A 17,612-nucleotide genomic window follows, 5' to 3' on the forward strand; every position below is an offset into this window, starting at 1 on the left:
AAAGAACCCATGGAAAATCATGAAATTCAGAGTGTGCTGATGAATGCCCTCTCCCTCCAGGAAGTCCACGTCTCCGGCGATGGCAGTCACTTTCAGGTTATTGCCGTGGGCGAGATGTTTGACGGCATGAGCCGGGTCAAGAAACAGCAAACGGTCTATGGGCCGCTAATGGAGTACATTGCGGACAACCGTATCCATGCCGTATCGATCAAAGCATATACCCCGGCGGAATGGGCGCGCGATCGTAAACTTAACGGATTTTAAGCTACGGGTAACCTGCCGGTAGCGGAGATGAATGCTTAACTGAGAATACAATAATGGATAAATTTCGTGTACAGGGGCCAACGACGCTCCAGGGCGAAGTCACAATTTCCGGTGCCAAAAACGCCGCGCTGCCGATCCTGTTCGCCGCTCTGCTGGCAGAAGAACCGGTAGAGATCCAAAACGTTCCAAAACTAAAAGACGTGGATACGTCGATGAAGCTCCTGAGCCAATTAGGCGCGAAAGTGGAACGCAATGGATCGGTACACATTGACGCCAGCCAGGTGAACGTGTTCTGCGCGCCTTATGATCTGGTTAAGACCATGCGCGCCTCGATATGGGCGCTGGGGCCGCTGGTTGCCCGTTTTGGTCAGGGACAAGTCTCTCTGCCGGGGGGCTGTACTATCGGCGCGCGTCCGGTTGATCTGCATATTACCGGTCTGGAACAACTGGGTGCGACCATCAAGCTGGAAGAGGGCTACGTAAAGGCCTCCGTCGAAGGACGTCTTAAAGGGGCGCATATCGTGATGGATAAGGTCAGCGTCGGCGCGACCGTCACCATTATGTGCGCCGCTACGCTGGCGGAAGGGACGACCATCATTGAAAACGCCGCGCGCGAGCCGGAAATTGTCGACACCGCTAACTTCCTGGTTACGCTGGGGGCGAAGATCGCCGGGCAGGGCACCGATCGTATTACGATCGAGGGCGTAGAGCGTCTGGGCGGCGGCGTTTATCGTGTGCTGCCGGATCGTATCGAAACGGGGACTTTCCTGGTGGCGGCAGCGATCTCTCGCGGCAAAATCCTCTGCCGTAACGCGCAACCGGACACTCTGGACGCGGTACTGGCGAAACTGCGCGATGCTGGCGCGGATATCGAAGTGGGCGAGGACTGGATTAGTCTGGACATGCACGGCAAACGACCGAAGGCGGTCAATGTCCGTACCGCGCCACACCCGGCATTCCCGACCGATATGCAGGCGCAGTTCACGTTGCTGAACCTGGTGGCGGAAGGGACGGGCTTTATCACTGAAACCGTCTTTGAAAACCGTTTTATGCACGTGCCTGAACTCAGCCGCATGGGCGCGCGTGCGGAAATTGAAAGCAATACCGTCATATGCCATGGCGTAGAAACGCTCTCTGGCGCCCAGGTCATGGCGACAGATCTGCGAGCATCTGCGAGCCTGGTGCTGGCGGGCTGTATTGCGGAAGGCACGACGATTGTGGATCGTATTTATCACATCGATCGCGGTTATGAGCGCATCGAAGACAAACTGCGCGCGCTAGGCGCGAATATTGAACGCGTGAAAGGCGAATAACCTTCTGTACGCTGAATAACCCCCGCGAACGCGATTGCGGGGGTTGTTTTACAGGCACTTACTCTACATTCTGTTTGTCTTTATTACGCGCTCTCATAAGCCGCGTTCTGTCGATAAACTCATGCGTGCGCGGATCGTGATAACGCGATGGCCAAATAACCCAGGGTTCCGTTCCCAATGCTTTCGCGATAATCAACTCTCCTTTCGGCCACGGGCGCGTTAATGCATTGGCCAGCGTGGATGAGCTCAATCCATTCCGACGTGACTCAGCGGCCATTGAAGTCCCTTTTTTACGTAGTCCGGCAATGATATCGGCCGGATGCCAGTCAATAAGCTTGCTTTCCATACATCCATCACTCCTTAGGTTAATCACTTACGGTTTTAACAACCCGACGACGTTCGATACTATAACGCTTCGTGAAGGAATGTTCTAAAAAGTTCATGTAAGTGGCGGCAATATTCAGAATATGCCAGGGGAAGCCGTATATGAATATACGAAAAGACAGGCAATAGGGTATCTGGAGTTTATTAGAACTTAATGGGATATCCCGCGCAGTGCGCGGGATAAGAGAATGGCATTAACGATCGCGCTGCACCGCGATGTGTGCGAGACCGATTAGCGCCTCACGCCATGGGGTATCCGGCAATATCTGCAACGCGGATATCGCTTTGTCGGCTTCTTCTTCCGCTCGCTGACGCGTCCATTCCAGCGAGCCGCAGGTGGTCATCGCTTCCAGAACCGGTTCCAGAAGATGACGGCCATTACCTTGTTCAATAGCGGTACGGATCATCGCTGACTGTTCTGGCGTACCGTGGCGCATGGCGTGAAGCAACGGTAAGGTGGGTTTGCCCTCATTGAGGTCATCACCCACATTTTTACCGAGATGCTCGCCGTCGGCGCTGTAATCCAGCAGATCGTCAATGAGCTGGAAAGCCGTACCAAGGTAGCGGCCATAGTCCTGCAACCCTTTCTCTTGCTCAGGCGTACAACCGGCGAGAATACCGGAGCACTGGGCGGCAGCTTCGAACAGACGGGCCGTTTTACTGTAAATCACCCGCATGTAATTTTCTTCGGTAATGTCCGGGTCATTCACGTTCATCAATTGTAGCACTTCGCCTTCTGCAATCACGTTGACCGCTTCCGACATCACTTCCAGCACTTTTAACGAGCCGAGGCTGGTCATCATCTGGAAGGCGCGGGTATAGATAAAGTCGCCGACCAACACGCTGGCGGCATTACCGAAAGCGGCATTTGCCGTCGCTTTGCCGCGACGCATATCGGATTCATCCACCACATCATCATGTAGCAGCGTCGCCGTGTGGATAAACTCGATCAGAGCGGCGATAGTCACGTGCGCGTTACCCTGATAACCCACCGCGCGCGCGGCAAGAACGGCAATCATCGGACGAATGCGTTTTCCGCCGCCGCTAATAATGTAATATCCTAGCTGATTAATCAGTTGAACGTCGGAATTAAGCTGTTCAAGGATTGTCGCATTGACACCCGCCATATCTTGCGCGGTTAACTCGTTGATTTTTTCTAAATTCATCGCAAAAGCCGGGCTTATCGCCCCGATTATCCCATGTCTGAATGAGGTAACGTAGGGTTTATGGTTAGAAATATACCCTGATTGTACTGAAAAAACGCCGCAGATAAACGTTACCGTATGCGTTGTGTTTTTTTTCTTCATGTATTGATGGTAGCACTTGTCAAAGCCGTGCAATTTGCGTAATATTCGCGCCCTATTGTGAATATTTATAGCGCGCTCTGAATCATTGAAAGGTGTGCGCGGAAGCGGAGTTTTTTATGTACGCGGTTTTCCAAAGTGGTGGTAAACAACACCGAGTAAGCGAAGGTCAGACCGTTCGCCTGGAAAAGCTGGACATCGCAACTGGCGAAACTATCGAGTTCGCTGAAGTTCTGATGATCGCAAACGGTGAAGAAGTCAAAATCGGCGTTCCTTTCGTTGATGGCGGCGTAATCAAAGCTGAAGTTGTTGCCCACGGTCGTGGCGAGAAAGTTAAAATCGTTAAGTTTCGTCGCCGTAAACACTACCGTAAGCAGCAGGGCCATCGTCAGTGGTTCACTGATGTGAAAATTACCGGCATCAGCGCTTAAGATTAGGGGAGCAGATTAAATGGCACATAAAAAGGCTGGCGGCTCGACTCGTAACGGTCGCGATTCTGAAGCTAAACGTCTGGGCGTAAAACGCTTTGGCGGTGAAGCAGTTCTGGCAGGCAGCATCATCGTTCGTCAACGTGGTACTAAATTCCACGCTGGCACCAACGTTGGTTGCGGTCGTGACCACACTCTGTTTGCTAAAGCAGACGGTAAAGTGAAATTCGAAGTTAAAGGCCCGAAAAACCGTAAATACATCAGCATCGTTGCTGAGTAAGTTTTTTGTGGTCCGGTAACGGATGAAAGCCCCGCACCTGTTGCGGGGCTTTTTACATTCGATGGCCGACTAAAATATACCCGTGTGGCTGTGCGAATGCCGTTAACGGGTCTTTGCAGGGAACACGGCATGAAGCAGCAGGCAGGCATTGGCATTCTTTTAGCGCTCACTACCGCGATGTGCTGGGGAGCGTTGCCAATAGCAATGAAGCAAGTGCTGGAGGTGATGGAGCCTTCAACCATTGTCTTCTACCGCTTCTTAATGGCCAGTATTGGCCTCGGGGCGATACTGGCAGTAAAAAGAAAGCTGCCGCCGCTGCGTATTTTTCGTAAGCCGCGCTGGTTGGTGTTATTGGCGATAGCGACCTGCGGACTGTTCGGTAATTTCATTTTGTTCAGTTCTTCCCTGCAATATTTAAGCCCAACCGCGTCGCAGGTTATCGGCCAGCTCTCGCCGGTTGGCATGATGGTCGCCAGCGTCTTTATTCTGAAAGAAAAGATGCGCGGTACGCAGGTGATTGGCGCGCTGATGTTATTGAGCGGGCTGGTGATGTTTTTTAACACCAGTCTGATCGAGATTTTTACCCGACTGACCGACTACACCTGGGGCGTTATTTTTGGCGTAGGCGCGGCGATGGTGTGGGTGAGCTATGGCGTGGCGCAAAAAGTATTATTGCGACGTCTGGCCTCGCAGCAGATCCTGTTTTTACTGTACACTTTATGTACGATAGCGCTCTTGCCGCTGGCAAAACCGATGGTGATAGCGCAACTGAGCGACTGGCAGCTCGCCTGTTTGATTTTCTGCGGGCTAAATACGCTGGTAGGATATGGCGCCCTGGCGGAAGCGATGGCGCGTTGGCTGGCGGCGCAGGTGAGCGCGATAATCACGCTTACACCGCTATTTACCCTGCTGTTTTCAGATCTTTTATCTATGGCCTGGCCCGATTTCTTCGCCAGACCGATGTTAAACCTTTTAGGTTATCTCGGTGCGTTTGTCGTGGTTGCGGGCGCGATGTATTCCGCCATTGGTCATCGTATTTGGGGCGGTTTACGCAAGCATGAAACGGTGGTTTCGCAACCCCGCTCAGGCGAATGATTTACGGAGAATAAAATGAAGTTTGTTGATGAAGCATCGATTCTGGTCGTTGCAGGCGATGGCGGTAATGGCTGTGTGAGCTTCCGCCGCGAAAAATATATCCCGAAAGGCGGCCCGGACGGCGGTGATGGCGGCGACGGCGGCGACGTCTGGATGGAAGCCGATGAAAACCTGAATACGCTGATCGATTACCGCTTTGAAAAATCGTTCCGCGCTGAACGTGGTCAGAATGGCGCGAGCCGCGACTGTACCGGTAAACGCGGTAAAGACGTGACCATTAAAGTGCCGGTCGGTACGCGCGTTATCGACCAGGGAACCGGTGAAACGATGGGCGACATGACCAAACACGGTCAGCGTCTGTTGGTCGCGAAGGGCGGCTGGCATGGGTTAGGCAATACCCGTTTTAAATCCTCGGTTAACCGTACGCCGCGCCAGAAAACCAATGGTACGCCGGGTGATAAGCGCGACCTGCTGCTGGAACTGATGCTGCTGGCGGATGTCGGGATGCTGGGGATGCCAAACGCCGGTAAATCAACGTTCATTCGCGCGGTATCGGCAGCAAAACCGAAAGTCGCGGACTATCCGTTTACCACGCTGGTGCCGAGCCTGGGCGTGGTACGTATGGACAGCGAAAAGAGTTTTGTGGTGGCCGACATTCCGGGGTTGATCGAAGGCGCGGCGGAAGGCGCGGGCCTGGGGATTCGCTTCCTGAAGCACCTCGAACGTTGCCGCGTACTGCTGCACCTCATTGATATCGATCCGATCGACGGTTCCGATCCGGTGGAAAACGCCCGTATCATTATTGGCGAACTGGAAAAATACAGCCAGGATCTGGCGGCTAAACCGCGCTGGTTAGTGTTCAACAAGATCGATCTGATGGATAAAACCGAAGCGGAAGAGAAAGCGAAAGCGATCGCCGAAGCGTTGGGCTGGGAAGGGAAATACTATCTGATTTCCGCTGCCAGTCAGCTAGGGGTGAAAGATCTCTGCTGGGATGTGATGACCTTTATCATCGAGAATCCGATCGCGCAGGCTGAAGAAGCAAAACAGCCGGAAAAAGTCGAGTTCATGTGGGACGATTATCATCGCCAGCAGTTGGCTGAAGTGGAAGAAGACGCAGACGATGACTGGGATGACGACTGGGATGAAGACGACGAAGAAGGCGTCGAGTTCATCTACAAACGTTAATCTCGTAGCCGGATGGCGCTAACGCTTATCCGGCCTACAAAAGCCAACGGGCCGCATTTGCGGCCCGTTTTATTATGTTCGTTGTAGGCCGGATAAGACGCGTTAGCGCCGCCATCCGGCAATAAATGCACTCAGTTATTCTGATAAATATCCTTATACAACCGACTCTCGAAGCGTACCAGCGGGATTCGGCGATTACGCTGATCGGCAGGTGGAACCGCGTAGCCGGACAAATACTGTACAAATGCCATCCGTTGCCCGCTTGCGGTGGTAATAAAGCCCGCCAGATTATACACGCCCTGCAGTGACCCGGTTTTCGCCGAAACCTTACCGTCTACGCCCGCCTGATGTAGCCCGGCGCGGTATTGCAATGAACCATCATAGCCCGCCAGCGGCAGCATAGAGATAAAGTTCAGCTCGTTATCGTGTTGGGCGATATATTGCAGCACCTGCATCATCGTGGCGGGAGCGATCAGGTTATGGCGAGAAAGACCGGAACCGTCGGCAATAATGGTATTGCCGATATCAATTCCCGCCTGTTGGCGCAGGATCTGGCGAACGGCATCCGATCCCGCCCGCCAGGTGCCAGGCACGTTAAACCTGACATGACCAATCATCCGAAAAACAGTATCGGCGATCATGTTGTCTGACTTTTTCAGCATAATCTTAAGCAGATCGTGCAGTGGCGCCGACTGTTTACTGGCGACGATCGTTCCGGGCTCGTTAACCTGCGTCTGGCGCAGCAGCGTGCCGCGGTAAGTTATCCCGGCCTCTTTCAGTTCCTGCTTGAGGATCGCGCCCGCGTAGCTGGCGCCGTCCTGAATAGCAAAGGCCAGCGGCAGCGGATCGGCGCGCTGTGGTAAACAGCCGGTAAGCGTATAACGGTTCAAATCGCCAGGCACAACATCCAGCTCGCAATACTGCGCGTCTGCCGAACCGCGCGGCAGAGTCCGTACCTGGCTGAACATCGTTACCGGATAATAAGAGGCCACGCGAATAAAGGCTAAATCGTTTGGTTTTTGCGCGCTATAAAGCGACACAGAAAAACAGTTGCGGTCAACAATGGCGGCGGCGGGAGGCGCGCTGAAACACTGCGTCAGGTCGTTCCACGGCCAGCCTGGCGCTTTATCGTGGCTGGCGAAAATCGACGTGTCGATAAGCACATTACCGTCGATTTGCGTGACGCCGGACTTTTTCAGCGTCGCGACCATATTGCGAATATCCTGACGTCTTAGCGTTGGATCGCCACCGAAGCGCGCAATTAAGTCACCTTTCAGGATGCCGTTATCGACGTTGCCTTTAGTCTCCAGTGTGGTCGTAAAACGGAAATCCGGGCCGAGTTGAATCAGCGCCGCCAGCGCGGTAATCACCTTTTGGGTACTGGCGGGAAGCGCCATCTGCTGACTATGATAATCAATAGCCGGCGCGGGCGCGCCAATCTTTTGCACCATCAGCGCGAGGTTGGCGCCGGCCGGAAGCTGTTTGATGTATTCGTCAATATTCGCGGCCTGAACGCTGAACGCTATACTGGTGGTCAATCCGATGATAAATCTGGAAAATCGCATAATCTCGCGCTAACACCCTGGAAACAAGCCGTCATACTACGGCGCAACGCCCTAAAAAGTAAACGATGACCCATAGGGAACTCCAGGGTAAAATGATTATCAAAGAGGAAATTGTAGCTGACCTGGGACTGCGCGCCCGGGTTGGTGTTTTTTTGCTTCTGACCCTGGTATGGCATATGCCGGGGCTGGCTTAGCAGCCGGGGTAGAGTTCATTGCCCCCTACAGGAATGTTCAAGAGGTATAACAAATGCAAGCTATTCCGATGACCTTACGCGGAGCCGAAAAACTGCGCGAAGAGCTGGATTTTCTGAAATCTGTGCGCCGTCCTGAAATCATCGCCGCTATCGCCGAAGCGCGCGAACATGGCGATTTAAAAGAAAACGCGGAGTATCATGCTGCACGCGAACAGCAGGGTTTCTGCGAAGGGCGCATTAAAGATATCGAAGCAAAACTGTCGAATGCGCAGGTGATTGATGTCACTAAAATGCCGAACAATGGTCGCGTGATTTTCGGCGCTACCGTCACGGTGCTGAACCTGGACACCGACGAAGAGCAGACCTACCGCATTGTTGGCGATGATGAGGCGGATTTTAAGCAAAATCTCATTTCGGTAAACTCGCCAATCGCTCGCGGTCTGATCGGCAAAGAGCAGGATGACGTCGTGGTGATCAAAACGCCTGGCGGCGATGTGGAATACGAAGTGCTTAAAGTGGAATACCTTTAAGCAGTACTCAATACGCAAATTGTTGGTGTATTGTAAAGAAAGGAAAAAGGCCGCATAGCGGCCTTTTATCAACGGAGAGAGCGTGGCATTTTGCTCTCCTGCTCGTGGAAAACCCCTCGTTTTACACAGATTTTGTGTTCGACTTTAGGATATCCTTAACGCGGCAGCGAGATTTTACGCTCTTTAGTTGGGCGATACAGCACCAGCGTTTTACCGATGACCTGTACGTTACAGGCGCCGGTTTCGCGCACGATAGCGTCCACGATCAAGGTTTTTGTTTCGCGATCTTCCGAGGCGATTTTCACCTTGATAAGTTCATGGTGCTCTAACGCTTGTTCAATCTCGGCCAGTACCCCTTCGGTCAAACCATTATTGCCAAGCATAACAACAGGCTTGAGCGGATGTGCCAGACCTTTTAGGTGCTGTTTTTGTTTAGTACTCAGATTCATCGTATATTTTTGCTTACGTTGGGATTGAAAACGGGTCATTCTACCGCCATCTCCCTTATATCGCCAAATAGGCGTGTAGAAATTTACGCCATTGGCTACGATGAACTGCCCCGACGGGAAAGTTAAATGACAGGTAAAAAGCGTTCTGCCAGCTCAAGCCGCTGGCTTCAGGAACACTTTAGCGATAAATATGTTCAACAGGCGCAGAAAAAGGGGCTACGCTCCCGTGCCTGGTTTAAACTTGATGAAATACAGCAAAGTGACAAACTTTTTAAGCCGGGAATGACGGTAGTCGATCTCGGCGCTGCGCCAGGAGGCTGGTCACAGTATGTGGTCACGCAGATTGGCGGCAAAGGCCGCATCATCGCTTGTGATCTTTTACCTATGGATCCTATCGTTGGTGTGGACTTTCTTCAGGGCGATTTTCGTGATGAACTTGTCATGAAAGCGTTACTGGAACGCGTGGGTGACAGTAAAGTACAAGTTGTCATGTCGGATATGGCACCAAACATGAGCGGAACACCGGCGGTGGATATCCCCCGCGCCATGTATCTGGTGGAGCTGGCGTTAGAGATGTGCCGCGATGTGCTGGCGCCAGGCGGAAGTTTTGTAGTGAAGGTGTTCCAGGGCGAAGGTTTCGATGAGTATCTAAGGGAAATTCGCTCCCTGTTTACGAAGGTTAAAGTTCGTAAGCCGGACTCTTCGCGTGCGCGTTCGCGTGAAGTGTACATTGTAGCGACCGGGCGAAAGTGATAACCGGCAGATTTCAGACGTAAGGTTTGAAAGAAACTGGATATAGAGTATCCTGACGCTGTTTTTAACACAGTTGTAATAAGAGGTTAATCCCTTGAGTGACATGGCGAAAAACCTAATACTCTGGCTGGTCATTGCCGTTGTGCTGATGTCAGTATTCCAGAGCTTTGGGCCCAGCGAGTCTAATGGCCGTAAGGTGGATTACTCTACCTTCCTGCAAGAGGTCAATCAGGACCAGGTTCGCGAAGCGCGTATCAACGGACGTGAGATCAACGTTACCAAGAAAGATAGTAACCGTTACACGACTTACATTCCGATTAATGATCCGAAGCTGCTTGATAACCTGCTGACTAAAAACGTCAAGGTTGTTGGCGAACCACCTGAAGAGCCAAGCCTGCTGGCTTCTATCTTCATTTCCTGGTTCCCGATGCTGTTGCTGATCGGCGTCTGGATCTTCTTCATGCGTCAGATGCAGGGCGGCGGTGGCAAAGGCGCCATGTCGTTCGGTAAGAGCAAGGCGCGTATGCTGACGGAAGATCAGATCAAAACCACGTTTGCTGACGTCGCAGGTTGTGACGAAGCGAAAGAAGAAGTGGCGGAACTGGTCGAATACCTGCGTGAACCGAGCCGTTTCCAGAAGCTGGGCGGTAAAATTCCGAAAGGTGTCCTGATGGTCGGCCCGCCGGGTACCGGTAAAACCCTGCTGGCAAAAGCCATTGCGGGTGAAGCGAAGGTGCCATTCTTTACGATTTCCGGTTCTGACTTTGTGGAAATGTTCGTCGGTGTCGGCGCGTCTCGTGTGCGTGACATGTTCGAACAGGCCAAGAAAGCGGCACCGTGCATCATCTTCATCGATGAAATCGACGCCGTCGGTCGCCAGCGTGGCGCTGGTCTGGGCGGTGGTCACGATGAACGTGAGCAGACGTTGAACCAGATGCTGGTTGAGATGGACGGCTTCGAAGGTAACGAAGGTATCATCGTTATCGCCGCAACTAACCGTCCGGACGTCCTTGACCCGGCGCTGCTGCGTCCTGGTCGTTTCGACCGTCAGGTGGTGGTAGGCCTGCCGGATGTGCGCGGTCGTGAGCAGATTCTGAAGGTGCATATGCGTCGCGTACCGTTAGCGACGGATATTGATGCGGCGATCATTGCGCGCGGTACGCCGGGCTTCTCCGGTGCGGACCTGGCGAACCTGGTCAACGAAGCGGCGCTGTTTGCGGCTCGTGGTAACAAGCGCGTTGTGTCGATGGTTGAGTTCGAGAAAGCGAAAGACAAAATCATGATGGGCGCCGAACGTCGCTCCATGGTGATGACGGAAGCGCAGAAAGAGTCGACCGCGTACCACGAAGCGGGCCACGCGATTATCGGTCGCCTGGTGCCAGAACACGATCCGGTGCACAAAGTGACGATTATCCCGCGCGGTCGTGCGCTGGGCGTGACCTTCTTCCTGCCTGAAGGCGACGCAATCAGCGCCAGCCGTCAGAAGCTGGAAAGCCAAATCAGCACGCTGTACGGCGGTCGTCTGGCGGAAGAGATTATCTACGGCGTTGAGCATGTTTCTACCGGGGCGTCGAACGACATTAAAGTCGCGACTAACCTGGCGCGTAACATGGTCACCCAGTGGGGCTTCTCGGAGAAACTCGGTCCGTTGCTGTATGCGGAAGAAGAGGGCGAAGTGTTCCTCGGCCGTAGCGTCGCAAAAGCGAAACATATGTCTGATGAAACTGCGCGTATCATCGACCAGGAAGTGAAAGCGCTGATTGAACGTAACTACAATCGCGCTCGTCAGATCCTGACTGACAATATGGATATTCTGCACGCGATGAAAGATGCGCTGATGAAATATGAAACCATCGATGCGCCGCAGATTGATGACCTGATGGCGCGTCGTGAAGTGCGTCCGCCTGCGGGCTGGGAAGATCCAAACGGCACTAATAACTCTGACAGCAATGGTACGCCTCAGGCGCCGCGTCCGGTTGATGAACCACGCACGCCGAACCCGGGCAACACGATGTCAGAGCAGCTGGGCGACAAATAAGCGTTTGTTGTACAACATTATGTTTAGCGCTCACCGAAACCCTGGGGCTTGCCCCGGGGTTTTTCTTTTTTTAACTCACCACAAATAAAACAGGGATTTTGACCATGAAACTCTTCGCTCAGGGCGCCACGCTCGATCTCACTCATCCGCATGTTATGGGTATCCTGAACGTAACGCCGGATTCGTTCTCCGACGGCGGCGCGCATAACACGCTGATTGAGGCGGTGAAACATGCGAATTTAATGGTGAATGCCGGGGCGACAATTATTGATGTGGGGGGGGAATCAACGCGACCAGGCGCGGCGGAAGTGAGCGTGGAAGAAGAGCTGGATCGCGTTATTCCGGTACTGGAAGCAATCGCGCAACGTTTTGAAGTGTGGATTTCTGTGGATACCTCTAAACCCGAGGTGATCCGTGAAGCGGCAAGGGCGGGCGCGCATATTATCAATGATGTCCGTTCACTCTCCGAACCCGGCGCGTTGGAAGCGGCAGCGGAAACCGGCTTGCCGGTCAGTCTTATGCACATGCAGGGCAACCCCAAAACCATGCAGGAGGCGCCGAAATATGACGATGTCTTTGCCGAGGTGAATCGCTACTTTATTGAGCAAATAGCACGTTGTGAGAAGGCCGGCATCGCAAAAGAGAAATTGTTGCTCGACCCCGGATTCGGTTTCGGTAAAAATCTCTCTCACAATTATACCTTACTGGCGCGACTGGGTGAGTTTCATCATTTTAACCTGCCGCTGCTGGTGGGCATGTCACGTAAAACGATGGTTGGTCAGTTACTTAACGTGGGACCATCAGACCGTCTGAACGGCAGCCTTGCGTGCGCGGTAATTGCCGCGATGCAGGGCGCGCAGATCATTCGCGTCCATGACGTCAAAGAAACCGTAGAGGCGATGCGGGTGGTGGAAGCCACTCTGTCTGCAAAGGGAAACAAACGCTATGAGTAATCGTAAATATTTCGGTACCGATGGGATTCGCGGACGTGTAGGCAATGCCCCCATTACACCTGATTTCGTGCTTAAACTGGGTTGGGCTGCCGGAAAAGTGCTGGCGCGTCATGGCTCGCGTAAAATCATTATCGGTAAAGATACGCGTATTTCCGGCTATATGCTGGAGTCCGCGCTGGAGGCGGGCCTTGCCGCTGCGGGACTGTCGGCCTCGTTTACCGGACCTATGCCAACGCCAGCCGTCGCCTATCTGACGCGGACTTTCCGCGCGGAGGCGGGTATCGTTATCTCGGCTTCGCATAACCCGTTCTATGATAACGGCATTAAATTCTTCTCTATCGACGGTACGAAACTGCCTGACGATGTGGAAGAAGCCATCGAAGCCGAAATGGAAAAAGAGATCACCTGCGTAGACTCCGCCGAGCTGGGGAAAGCGAGCCGCATCGTCGATGCCGCCGGACGCTATATTGAGTTCTGTAAAGGCACCTTCCCGAACGAACTGAGCCTCAACGGCCTGAAAGTGGTTGTGGATTGCGCCAACGGCGCTACCTACCATATCGCGCCGAATGTGCTGCGCGAGCTGGGCGCGACCGTTATCGCCATCGGCTGTGAGCCAAACGGCGTCAACATTAACGAAGAAGTGGGCGCGACCGACGTGCGCGCGTTGCAGGCGCGCGTGTTGGCGGAGAAGGCGGACCTCGGCATCGCGCTTGACGGCGACGGCGACCGGGTCATCATGGTTGACCATGAAGGCAATAAAGTCGATGGCGATCAGATCATGTATATCATCGCGCGCGAAGGGCTGCGCCAGGGGCAACTGCGCGGCGGCGCGGTGGGGACGCTGATGAGCAATATGGGGCTGGAGCTGGCGCTCAAGCAGCTTGGCATTCCGTTTGCCCGGGCGAAAGTGGGCGACCGCTACGTGCTGGAAAAATTGCAGGAAAAAGGCTGGCGCATCGGCGCGGAAAACTCTGGTCACGTTATTCTGCTGGATAAAACGACCACTGGCGACGGTATTGTAGCGGGGCTACAAGTTCTGGCGGCGATGGTGCGTAATCATATGAGTCTGCACGATCTGTGCAGCGGTATGAAAATGTTCCCGCAGATTCTGGTTAACGTGCGTTACACCGCCGGTAGCGGCGATCCGCTGGAAAATGAAGCGGTGAAAGCGGTAACGGCGGACGTAGAAGCCACGCTCGGCAATCGTGGGCGGGTACTGCTACGTAAATCCGGTACCGAACCGCTGATTCGCGTGATGGTGGAAGGCGAGGATGAAGCGCAGGTTACGGCATTCGCCCATCGTATCGCGGATGCGGTAAAAGCCGTTTAAGCGTTTAAGTGACTAAAAAGGCGGCGGTTGCCGCCTTACGGCCCGCAAAAAACAACGCTTTTGCTGTTTTTTTCCGCAGTTGATACAATGCGCTTAAATTGCCCTTGCGAAGGTCATTCGCTTTGGTTAGTATTCACACCCGCTTCAGTGGGAAACAGTAAAAATCCCGCTTTATTGGTAGAAGCATTGGTACGCGGCAACTCCGCAAGGAACAGGTTGATTATGTACGAAGCTCTTTTAGTTGTTTTCCTTATTGTGGCAATTGGCCTTGTAGGTCTGATCATGCTGCAGCAAGGTAAAGGCGCTGATATGGGAGCCTCCTTCGGAGCAGGCGCTTCCGCTACGCTATTTGGTTCAAGTGGTTCTGGTAACTTCATGACCCGAATGACGGCGGTATTGGCGACGCTGTTCTTCATCATCAGTCTGGTGTTGGGTAATATCAATAGCAACAAAACCAATAAAGGAAGCGAGTGGGAAAATCTGAGCGCGCCGGCGAAGACCGAGCAGACTCAACCTGCTGCACCGGCCCAGCCGACCAGCGATATCCCGCGCTAATAGCAGTATCCGTGCCGAGGTGGTGGAATTGGTAGACACGCTACCTTGAGGTGGTAGTGCCCAATAGGGCTTACGGGTTCAAGTCCCGTCCTCGGTACCAATATTCCAGAAAAGAGACGCTGAAAAGCGTCTTTTTTTTCGTCTGTTGAAAACGGAGGCCCTTTACTAACTTAGGGCCGCCTCAGTTATCTTCCTATGTGTAAGGCGCTTTCATCCAACTCAAAATCTGTAATTTCAAGTTTTTCCATAATTACAGGGAGAACTTGGTGAATGATTCGCATACCAGTCAGTATCTCATTCATGTAGATATCTGGGTGGATTCGTGATTTATTTAAATCTAAACTTTCAGCCTCAGCTGCAACACTCAGATCATCTGCACTATCGTAAACCATCTGGAGGAGCTCTGCTCGTAATGGAATTCCTGCACGGAATGCCAGAAGTTTGAGTTGGCTTAACCAGTTTTCATAATCCTTCTCAACTTCATAACGGAATTGTCGAAAATTCGGTGCTGTTGCTGAATCAATCTCAATTTTGCAAGCTGCAAGCGACATCAAAGAATACATAATATTGATGGCATCAGTTGAATAGATATCCAACCCTTCATCTTGTATTAATTCATCAACATAAGCAGCATAAAAGCCATAGACATCATTCAGCGAGTTATAGATTTTTTCAATAATTGAACTGTGAGGGTTATTGCTGATGGAGTCCCATAGATCTTCAGTTTCTTCATCATCTGTATTCTCATAGTTGATATCTAATTCAACAGGGAACGATTTTGGAGCGGATAACCCCATTTTTTCCAATGTATCAATCGTTTCTTCACATAAGAACCCTTCTTCGTCGAGTAGAGGCGTTGTGACGTAGCCGGTTTCTGCTCTGTCATGTACTCTATCAGCAATAAAATGCATCAGACGATCCCATTTTTCTGCATTACTGACGGAGCCTGCCCACTCAACAAGCAGTGGAGAATACTCACCTATATTGGTGATTTTTCTGAATTTCTTTTCCATATCATCAGACATATGTTCACCTTTTTTCCACTTGCTAATTTGAGTGGAGGAAACCCCTAGCTTTCCAGCAAGTTCTTTTTGGCTGCATTTAAGGATATCTAAGGCTAGGCGTACAAAGTGTTCACTGTTCATTTTTCTACCTTTTTAGTAAATAAAACCGTTAATTAAGTGAATTTATTATTGATTTTATTTTAGTAAATTTCAATTTAGTTTTACTTAAAAATTATGTGAGCCTAAGCTGGCAATAAAAAAGGCCGCTTTCGCGGCCTGTTGCATCAACGACGCGGGCTTATTTGCCTTTGTTTTCCAGATTCTCAACCTGCGGCAGACCGGTCGCGGAAGAGGCGGTTAACAGACCCGCTTTCGCGTAGCCGAACAGTTTCTCGCGGGTATCGGTAATGTCCAGATTACGCATGGTCAACTGACCGATACGATCGTCCGGTGAGAATACGGACTCGCCTTTCTCCATGGTCAGACGCTCAGCCTTATAGGTCAGGTTGTCGGACACGGTGTTCAGGATGGAGTAGTCGTTGCCGCGACGCAGCTCCAACGTCACTTCACCGGTAATTTGGCTGGCGACCCAACGTTGCAGGCCGTCACGCAGCATCAGCGCCTGCGAGTCGAACCAGCGGCCCTGATACAGCAGTTTGCCCAGCTGACGACCATGAGAATGATACTGTTCAATGGTGTCTTCGTTGTGAATACCGGTCAACAGACGCTCGTAAGCGATGTGCAGCAGCGCCATCCCCGGGGCTTCATAGATGCCGCGGCTTTTCGCTTCAATGATACGGTTTTCGATCTGGTCGCTCATGCCCAGACCGTGACGGCCGCCGATGCGGTTCGCTTCCAGCATCATCTCAACATCATCGCTGAAGGTTTTGCCATTCAGGGCAACAGGGTGACCCTGCTCGAAGCGGACGGTCACAACTTCTGCCGGAATCTTCACGCTCTCGTCCCAGAACTTCACGCCCATAATCGGGTTGACGATCTTGACGCTGGAGTTAAGAAACTCCAGATCTTTCGCTTCATGCGTGGCGCCGAGCATGTTGGAGTCGGTGGAGTAGGCTTTTTCGACTGACATCTTATAGTCGAAACCGCAGGCAATCATAAATTCAGACATCTCATGGCGACCACCCAGCTCATCGATAAAGTCGGTATCCAGCCACGGTTTGTAAATCTGCAGCTCGGCGTTGGTCAGCAGGCCGTAACGATAGAAACGTTCAATATCGTTGCCTTTATAGGTGCTGCCGTCGCCCCAGATATTCACGCCGTCTTCTTTCATCGCGGCGACCAGCATCGTGCCGGTCACGGCACGGCCCAGCGGCGTGGTATTGAAATAGGTCAGTCCGCCAGTCGTATTATGGAAAGCGCCGCACTGAATCGCTGCGATCCCTTCTGCAACCAACTGCTTGCGGCAATCAATCAGGCGAGCATTCTCTGCGCCATACTCCATTGCGCGACGAGGAATGGCGTCATAGTCATCCTCATCCGGTTGTCCCAGATTCGCAGTATAGGCATATGGGACAGCTCCTTTTTGTCGCATCCACAGCAGCGCGGCGCTGGTGTCCAGACCGCCGGAAAAAGCGATACCAATACGTTGACCTGCTGGAAGATGCTTAAGAATCGTCGTCATAGAATAGAACCCTGCTTGATTGACTGATAATGAGATCGGTTTCTGCTTTTGTGCATTTTTATGCAAAATAAATGAGTTTTCATTTAATCATCTTTTAGCAGAGACAGGAAGCGTTTAGTGAAGGTTTACTGAAATAACGTTGTGAAATGCGTGTATAAGCCGGAGAGATGGGATGAGTATAACGAAGAGTGATATTCATTCATCTGCATATTGGGAATAGGGTTGACATAACTCATGCCTGGTCACTATACTGTGCGCAGATTTTACGTCCCGTCCTCGGTACCAAATCCCAGCAGTATTTGCAAATTTTGCCCAAAACGAGTAGAATTTGCCACGTTTCAGG

Annotated in this window: 18 protein-coding genes and 1 tRNA gene; 13 read left to right on the forward strand and 6 right to left on the reverse strand. The window is 52.2% G+C overall.

Going from position 1 to position 17,612, the window contains the following annotated elements; all coding sequences use genetic code 11:
• Positions 1-9: 9 nt before the first annotated feature.
• On the forward strand, positions 10-264 hold the full coding sequence (gene ibaG, locus NBA72_RS15125; RefSeq protein WP_001518349.1) for a BolA family iron metabolism protein IbaG: 255 nt from the start codon (positions 10-12) through the stop codon (positions 262-264).
• A gap of 53 nt (positions 265-317) precedes the next feature.
• The gene (gene murA / locus NBA72_RS15130) at positions 318-1,577 is read left to right on the forward strand and encodes a UDP-N-acetylglucosamine 1-carboxyvinyltransferase (RefSeq protein WP_000357288.1); all 1,260 of its coding nucleotides are present in this window, start codon (positions 318-320) and stop codon (positions 1,575-1,577) included.
• Positions 1,578-1,635: 58 nt separating this feature from the next.
• Here the strand turns inward: murA and sfsB are convergent, their stop codons facing one another.
• Entirely contained in the window at positions 1,636-1,923 is a 288-nt protein-coding gene (sfsB, locus tag NBA72_RS15135) for a DNA-binding transcriptional regulator SfsB (protein WP_000444167.1), read from the reverse strand.
• Positions 1,924-2,155: 232 nt separating this feature from the next.
• The gene (gene ispB / locus NBA72_RS15140) at positions 2,156-3,127 is read right to left on the reverse strand and encodes an octaprenyl diphosphate synthase (RefSeq protein WP_001047354.1); all 972 of its coding nucleotides are present in this window, start codon (positions 3,125-3,127) and stop codon (positions 2,156-2,158) included.
• 257 nt (positions 3,128-3,384) lie between these two features.
• Here ispB and rplU point away from each other — a divergent pair, with 257 nt between their 5' ends.
• The 4 genes from rplU to cgtA all read left to right on the forward strand — a co-directional run bounded on the left by rplU (position 3,385) and on the right by cgtA (position 6,256).
• Positions 3,385-3,696 (forward strand): 50S ribosomal protein L21, encoded by a 312-nt coding sequence (rplU, locus tag NBA72_RS15145; RefSeq protein WP_000271396.1) that lies wholly within the window; start codon positions 3,385-3,387, stop codon positions 3,694-3,696.
• 19 nt (positions 3,697-3,715) lie between these two features.
• A complete protein-coding gene (gene rpmA / locus NBA72_RS15150; RefSeq protein WP_000940593.1) occupies positions 3,716-3,973 on the forward strand; it encodes a 50S ribosomal protein L27 in 258 nt (85 codons plus the stop codon).
• A gap of 129 nt (positions 3,974-4,102) precedes the next feature.
• Positions 4,103-5,068 (forward strand): DMT family transporter, encoded by a 966-nt coding sequence (locus tag NBA72_RS15155; protein WP_042948692.1) that lies wholly within the window; start codon positions 4,103-4,105, stop codon positions 5,066-5,068.
• A gap of 15 nt (positions 5,069-5,083) precedes the next feature.
• Complete coding sequence (gene cgtA / locus NBA72_RS15160) at positions 5,084-6,256, forward strand: Obg family GTPase CgtA (RefSeq protein ID WP_000673556.1); 1,173 nt, start codon at positions 5,084-5,086, stop codon at positions 6,254-6,256.
• Positions 6,257-6,387: 131 nt separating this feature from the next.
• On the opposite strand, the gene dacB is transcribed toward cgtA, so the two are convergent.
• The gene (gene dacB / locus NBA72_RS15165; protein WP_001212675.1) at positions 6,388-7,821 is read right to left on the reverse strand and encodes a serine-type D-Ala-D-Ala carboxypeptidase; all 1,434 of its coding nucleotides are present in this window, start codon (positions 7,819-7,821) and stop codon (positions 6,388-6,390) included.
• Positions 7,822-8,068: 247 nt separating this feature from the next.
• Between dacB and greA the strand changes: the two genes are divergently transcribed.
• Positions 8,069-8,545, forward strand: a complete 477-nt coding sequence (gene greA, locus NBA72_RS15170) for a transcription elongation factor GreA (protein WP_001148008.1) — start codon at positions 8,069-8,071, stop codon at positions 8,543-8,545.
• Positions 8,546-8,700: 155 nt separating this feature from the next.
• Here the strand turns inward: greA and yhbY are convergent, their stop codons facing one another.
• Positions 8,701-8,994, reverse strand: a complete 294-nt coding sequence (yhbY, locus tag NBA72_RS15175; protein ID WP_001592995.1) for a ribosome assembly RNA-binding protein YhbY — start codon at positions 8,992-8,994, stop codon at positions 8,701-8,703.
• Positions 8,995-9,120: 126 nt separating this feature from the next.
• Between yhbY and rlmE the strand changes: the two genes are divergently transcribed.
• The 6 genes from rlmE (at position 9,121) to NBA72_RS15205 (ending at position 14,723) form a co-directional block, all read left to right on the forward strand.
• Positions 9,121-9,747, forward strand: a complete 627-nt coding sequence (rlmE, locus tag NBA72_RS15180) for a 23S rRNA (uridine(2552)-2'-O)-methyltransferase RlmE (protein WP_000145974.1) — start codon at positions 9,121-9,123, stop codon at positions 9,745-9,747.
• 103 nt (positions 9,748-9,850) lie between these two features.
• Complete coding sequence (gene ftsH, locus NBA72_RS15185; protein WP_001107481.1) at positions 9,851-11,785, forward strand: ATP-dependent zinc metalloprotease FtsH; 1,935 nt, start codon at positions 9,851-9,853, stop codon at positions 11,783-11,785.
• Positions 11,786-11,889: 104 nt separating this feature from the next.
• Positions 11,890-12,738 carry a dihydropteroate synthase gene (gene folP, locus NBA72_RS15190; protein ID WP_000764711.1) on the forward strand — a complete coding sequence of 283 codons (849 nt, stop codon included), beginning with the start codon at positions 11,890-11,892 and terminating at the stop codon, positions 12,736-12,738.
• Positions 12,731-14,068: a phosphoglucosamine mutase gene (glmM, locus tag NBA72_RS15195; RefSeq protein WP_000071169.1), complete on the forward strand. Its 1,338-nt coding sequence runs from the start codon at positions 12,731-12,733 to the stop codon at positions 14,066-14,068. The genes folP and glmM overlap by 8 nt, the downstream gene beginning before the upstream one ends.
• Before the next feature lie 222 nt (positions 14,069-14,290).
• Positions 14,291-14,623 carry a preprotein translocase subunit SecG gene (secG, locus tag NBA72_RS15200; RefSeq protein WP_000272680.1) on the forward strand — a complete coding sequence of 111 codons (333 nt, stop codon included), beginning with the start codon at positions 14,291-14,293 and terminating at the stop codon, positions 14,621-14,623.
• 13 nt (positions 14,624-14,636) lie between these two features.
• Positions 14,637-14,723, forward strand: a tRNA-Leu gene (locus tag NBA72_RS15205).
• Positions 14,724-14,808: 85 nt separating this feature from the next.
• Here NBA72_RS15205 and NBA72_RS15210 read toward each other — a convergent pair.
• The gene (locus NBA72_RS15210) at positions 14,809-15,768 is read right to left on the reverse strand and encodes a helix-turn-helix domain-containing protein (RefSeq protein WP_001083598.1); all 960 of its coding nucleotides are present in this window, start codon (positions 15,766-15,768) and stop codon (positions 14,809-14,811) included.
• A gap of 157 nt (positions 15,769-15,925) precedes the next feature.
• Entirely contained in the window at positions 15,926-17,269 is a 1,344-nt protein-coding gene (argG, locus tag NBA72_RS15215) for an argininosuccinate synthase (RefSeq protein WP_000207654.1), read from the reverse strand.
• Between the last annotated feature and the right edge of the window lie 343 nt (positions 17,270-17,612).

The organism is Salmonella sp. NW1250 (assembly GCF_051812965.1).
GTDB lineage: Bacteria > Pseudomonadota > Gammaproteobacteria > Enterobacterales > Enterobacteriaceae > Salmonella > Salmonella enterica.